This window comes from Dyella jejuensis (assembly GCF_044904675.1).
In the GTDB taxonomy this organism is placed as follows: domain Bacteria; phylum Pseudomonadota; class Gammaproteobacteria; order Xanthomonadales; family Rhodanobacteraceae; genus Dyella_B; species Dyella_B jejuensis.
On sequence record NZ_JADIKJ010000036.1, the window covers coordinates 1 to 5,437 of the forward strand.

General features: G+C 56.1%; 4 protein-coding genes. All 4 read left to right on the plus strand.

Features of this window, described 5'->3' with window-relative positions:
* Window positions 1–1,691: 1,691 nt before the first annotated feature.
* Window positions 1,692–3,329 carry a hypothetical protein gene (locus ISP15_RS18025; protein WP_404549346.1) on the plus strand — a complete coding sequence of 546 codons (1,638 nt, stop codon included), beginning with the start codon at window positions 1,692–1,694 and terminating at the stop codon, window positions 3,327–3,329.
* Complete coding sequence (locus ISP15_RS18030) at window positions 3,326–3,640, plus strand: hypothetical protein (protein ID WP_404549347.1); 315 nt, start codon at window positions 3,326–3,328, stop codon at window positions 3,638–3,640. The genes ISP15_RS18025 and ISP15_RS18030 overlap by 4 nt, the downstream gene beginning before the upstream one ends.
* Before the next feature lie 423 nt (window positions 3,641–4,063).
* Entirely contained in the window at window positions 4,064–4,327 is a 264-nt protein-coding gene (locus ISP15_RS18035) for a hypothetical protein (protein ID WP_404549349.1), read from the plus strand.
* A 527-nt stretch (window positions 4,328–4,854) separates the two neighbouring features.
* Window positions 4,855–5,301: a hypothetical protein gene (locus ISP15_RS18040; RefSeq protein WP_404549350.1), complete on the plus strand. Its 447-nt coding sequence runs from the start codon at window positions 4,855–4,857 to the stop codon at window positions 5,299–5,301.
* Window positions 5,302–5,437: the final 136 nt, after the last annotated feature.

The window sequence follows — 5,437 nt, forward strand, 5'->3', positions numbered from 1 at the left end:
ACCTACAACGCGGATGGCGACCTGGTCGACCAGAGCGAATACGCCGAAACATCCGGACAAAGCCTGGTGAACCAGTACCAGACGGCCTCGGCGATCACCAGTTCGTATGGCGCGCAGGATCAGGCCACGCCGGGGCTGCCCGCGTCGGTAGGCGCGGGCAGCGATGGCGCCCTGCAGCTGGCCGCCGAATACAGCTACGGTGCCATCTCGTCCGGCTATGGCTACGACGCGGACGGCAACCTGCTGGGCTACCGGGTCATTACGACGGGCGCAAGCACGGTAGACACCCCCGACAGCTCCGCAAGCACCAGCTATTTCCAGACCAGCTACGTGTGGCAAAACGCAGCCATGAGCAGCCAGACGGTGGAAACCACCAGCGGCCTCACGCAAACGAATACCGATACGTACAACGACCTGGGCGAGCTGGTGAGCAGCAGCGGAGGCATCAACAACACCACGCAAACCGACGCGATGGCCTATACCGCCGAAGGCCAGATCCTGCAGAAAACGACCACGCCCAGCGGCGGCGGCGCCACGGCCACGTACTCCTTGTACGCCCATCAACAGGAACTGGGCGGTGTGGATACCGCGGGCGTCATTGACGTGCTGGCCACCACCGGAGGATTCAGCAACGGGACCTTGGGCACGCAAAACTACACCGTGCACAACGGCGACACATTGGCCTCGATCGCCCAGGCCATCTACGGCGACAGCAACTACAGCTACATTCTTGCCCAGGCCAACGGCCTGGCCGCCGATAGCCAGCCGCCGGTGGGCATGGTGCTGAACATTCCCCAGGTCACCACCAGTGCCAATGCATCCAACACGTTCCAACCCTATGCCGCCAGCCTGCTCGCCAATGGCAGCGCGTCGGCATGCGAAACCACCGCGCAGATCGTGGCGGCCTCGGTGGAAGCGGTGTTGAACCAGCAGTCGGCGTTGGCGCAGACGGTCAAGCAGGTGGAACAGCAACAAGCGCAGGCAGCGGTGCAACAGCAGCAAGCCCAGCTGGAAGCATTGGCCGAAGCCATCCAAAAGAACTTTGGCGTATCTACCGGCGGTCCGATCAGTTATTCGCAGGCCCAGCGCACGCTCAGCAATTACTACATGGTGAGCACGGATGCGGCGATCAAGATGGCCCAGGCCAAGGCGAGCTATGGCCTCGGTGCGGGGGATGACCTGGATTCGAGCTTTGCCCCGGGTGAATACCTGGACGATGGCTACGACACCGCCATCACTGGCGACACGTCGGCAGGCGACGACGATGATTTCGGGGACGAGGGCTTGGGGGGAGACCTGGGTGATACGACGCCGAGCCTTGACGATTTGCTCAGTCAATTTGGCATCCCGGCACAGCCCCTGAATCTGGACAACACGGATGTGCTCGACAACGGCAGCCTTTATGACTCCGGTGCTGCGTCAACCGACCCGGGGCTAGACCAAAGTGCGAGCGATGATGGGCAGCAGGACGAACTTTATGACCCTAGTACTTCTTCGACCGACCTGGGACCAGACCAAAGTATGAGCGATGATGGGCCGCAGGACGAAGGGGATCAGTTCAGTATCCAGCTGAGTCCACTACCGAGCACCGATAGCGCGTTGCCGCCCCTTACTTCGAGCGTGGATATCAGCAGTGATTTGACGATAACGCCGATGNGGCAGGCGACGACGATGATTTCGGGGACGAGGGCTTGGGGGGAGACCTGGGTGATACGACGCCGAGCCTTGACGATTTGCTCAGTCAATTTGGCATCCCGGCACAGCCCCTGAACCTGGACAACACGGATGTGCTCGACAACGGCAGCCTTTATGACTCCGGTGCTGCGTCGACCGATCTTGTGCCGGCGATCTCTTCTGGCACATCGGGTTTGTTGCTGGACGATGGCTACCTGCAAAGCGTTGTTTCCGACTCGATGAACAACGTCTTGCTGGCCTACGCCAACAACAACCAAACGCCATCGAGCCCCGCCGATGGCTTGGCGAACACCGCCTCTACGGACGGTAGCCTGGTCAGCAGTATCGGCAACGTTACAGGCGCCTTGACCGGTGTGCCAGGCATCGGCGGTGCGGCGCAGGTGATTAGCGCCGTTGCGAATGGCGTCAACGCGCTATCGCAGGCGGTCAACTCAGGAAGCACCGATGGGTCGGCTGATGACAACCCCGCCTATACCGGCGCATCGAATGGAGCTTCCGATAGTCGGGTGGCACCGGCGTGGTCTTTTGAACCAAGCGGTACGCTTTCGATAGTCATGGGCGGTTTGACGACAGGTACGGATGATACGTCGCCGTCGAATGCGATTGATTTGTCCCCTATCGCATCTTCCCCGGCAGCCGGCAACACGATGCCGACCATTGCGATCGATGATTCCATGGGGCCACCGACCATAAGCGCGCCGGATATCGAACCGCTTACGTCAATGACCATCCAGGATGTCTTGCAGCCGCCTATCCTGCTGTCGCCGATATCCGCGCCCCCCTCGCTCGAGGCAAGTCCGTCCTTGGACTGGAGCTTCAACCTCGGCGCTCTAACGCCGATGCCGCAGATGATCGCTGCGCAGCAGATAAACTTCACCGCGACGTTGCCCAGGTCCAGTCTTCCACAGAGTGTGGATCCGGTGCCTAACGACTATGCTCCGCTGCCAGCGTTGCAGGATTCGACGCCTTCCTTACTGGCGCATCAGGTCCAACAACAGCAACTGGGTGCGGTGGGACTTTTCCTTTTAGGGACGGGCCTGCTTGCGGCCGGCCGGGAGGAGGGGCCGGAAGTGGTCGCTCCTGGCGACAATCCAGGGGCATTGGTGCCCGGTGGGATTCTGGCAGATGCCGCAGAGGTTAGTCCGATAAGTAGTGGGGAAGGTTTGTCGGAGGTGGTTGGTGGTAGTGTTCCAAGCAGTGGCTCTCAGATTTCTAACCTACGAACGATTAGTTCAGCAGAAGCAAATGCTCCATTCATAAGTGATGCTGCTACCGCTCAAGGCTGGCAGCCGCCATATGCTGATGGGCCTGGAGTTCGAACATTTACAACTGCGGATGATCTGCCTTTCGTGCGCCTGCATACTGAAGCAGACAATGCTCCGGGCGGCTTCCTTGTTCGTCAGGATGAAATTGCGCAACTCGGCAATGATCCTCAAGCTATCCAGAATTATCTCGGCCTGAAGGACACGCCGGCGTATATTTCCAATGTGAATGTTCCAGTAGGGACGCGCATGCAGGCAGGTATCATTGGTCCTCAACCGAATTTCGGCCTGTACACGAATAGTGGCATGCAGTACCAGTTGCTTGAACAAATTTCCACCTCTAGTTTCTACAACACAAGGCCCCTGCAGTGAAAACCATGATCAATGCCAATGAACAGATCATTGCGAAAATCCCTGTTGGTCAGTCGAGACAAGTTGTTCTTATCGACGTCGCCGGGAGGAAAGATATTTCCCCGGATGAGTCGAATGCGAACGTATATTGCATTGATGATCGCGGTGAAGTGATCTGGCAGATCAATGCGCCCCCATCGAATATAGGGAGGGACTCGTTTGTCTCTCTTCGGCAAACTTCTGAAGGTCTCCGCGCGGATCGATTCTTTGGAGGGGAGTTCATTGTGGATGCTGTAAACGGTATAGCCAGCGAGGTTGGTTGGCATAAGTAGTTGTTCCAAGCACGACAGTCGATACTGCGGCATCTGATATCCACCCTGACATCCTTGCCGCTCAACAAGATCAGATTAATTCTGGTTACAACCCAGATAACTGGACCATGACGACACTACCGAAAGGTAGCCTCGTATATGGTGGCCTGCCAGGTCAGTCCGCTTACTACACAACGGAGCAGACACTTCTGGATGGAAATTTTGATAGCGCGACCATATTTGACAGTCTTCAGGTGGCTCCGCATCCTGAGTTTGGTTACCGGCCTGAGATGGGCGTCTATCAAGTTTTGGAAGATACGCAGGTTCCAACGGGTCAGGCTCTGGCAAACCCAGGTATTGGCTCGGGTGGAGCACAGTAATTCTTCTTCGGCAATTACGGAACGCAATTGCAACTAATCAATCGGATTCCTTTGGGGAAGTGAAATGAAGATCCAATCAGTTTCTATTGCGAGCGCCGTCCAAATTGCGATTGAAGAAGGAAATGCCGTAAAGGAAATTTCAGAAGTGTGGACAAAGGTCAATCAGGTGGTTCATATGACGGGTAAAATGTCTGCCGCCACGCGCCTAAGGATTAAGAGCGAAGTGCCAGCCCTTCGCCATTGGGAGTCAGCTGCGACTCCGCAAAATCCAGCTATCGAAGGATTCATGTCTGACCAGGATAAAGTCGGACTCTCCTTTCCAGGATAGCAATACAGATGTGACGCCCGCCTAGTGCGGGCGTTTTGTTGTTCCAAGCACAGGACCTACGCTTGACGCATATACGCAAGGCCTCGTAGATCAACTTCGTACTGCCACGCTGACAGGTGGTGATACGGCAACACCCGCAGGTGCTCTTGCCGATCTTTCCACGAACGTAAGTGGAGATGGTTCTCGCGTCGTTCTCGGACAATGGAATTCTGTGAACGGTGGATACATCAACGAGGCCCAGACGAATGGCGGCATCTGGTTCCAGACTCCCGATGGCGTCTATGAAGGGCTAACACAGGGGCTGTCAGCAGAGCAGGGCCGTGCTGTGGAACGTGAACCAGCAGTTCCTGCAGTCGAACTTGGAAAACGGTGTCTCCGAGTTCAACTTGTGGAATGAGACGCCAGAAGATGTCCCAATAAATAGGCCGAACAGCTATACAGCGTCCGAAGTGAATTACCTGCAGCAAAACGCAGGTCAGTTTGGTTATACCCGGCAAGGCAGTTCTTGGGTGAAGGGGCAATAATTTATGAAAAACGAATTTAACGATCTCGTTTCTTCGGTGCTTGGTGATTTTCTGTCAAAGCACGCTTTTCGCTTTGCCGAGTCTCGCAGCAATACTGGCGGCGATTTGGTAAGCGTTGTGTTTGAATCAGATCAATGCAAGCTAAGACTTTATGACTCAAGGCGAGCTGGCGAGGTGAATTGCCTCGTTGGCCGCTTAGATGCGTCCAACGAAAGCGATTGGACCGATAAGAGGAGCGGTTGGTATCACCTGCGTGGGCTTCTTGAAATCGGAAAGGGTTTGTCGCTAGAGGAACTGCAGAAGCTGGTTGGTCCGCCGGTGACCGATCGCAGGGAGCAGCTTGTACAACTGAGAGATCTACTGGATAGCGCATTTGAAAAAGCGCTGCTGAAGCTTCAAGAAAAAAGCTGCCTGATACGCACGCGAAAAATTTATAAGTTCCAAGCATGAACCGCCCCGGCTTTCGTGAAGGCTGTTTGGTTTAAGTCATGCTGGTTCAGCGGCTCGTGATTGCGCGAGTTGCCGATAGTAGTTTGCCTCGGCCTCCGCTGGCGGGATATAGCCGATTGGTGCAAGCAATCGCTGG

What these genes read in the sequence shown, in the direction of transcription:
- ISP15_RS18035 (WP_404549349.1), top strand. Translation starts at nt 4,064, where the DNA reads ATGAAGATCCAATCAGTTTCTATTGCGAGCGCCGTCCAAATTGCGATT.
- ISP15_RS18040 (WP_404549350.1), top strand. Translation starts at nt 4,855, where the DNA reads ATGAAAAACGAATTTAACGATCTCGTTTCTTCGGTGCTTGGTGATTTT.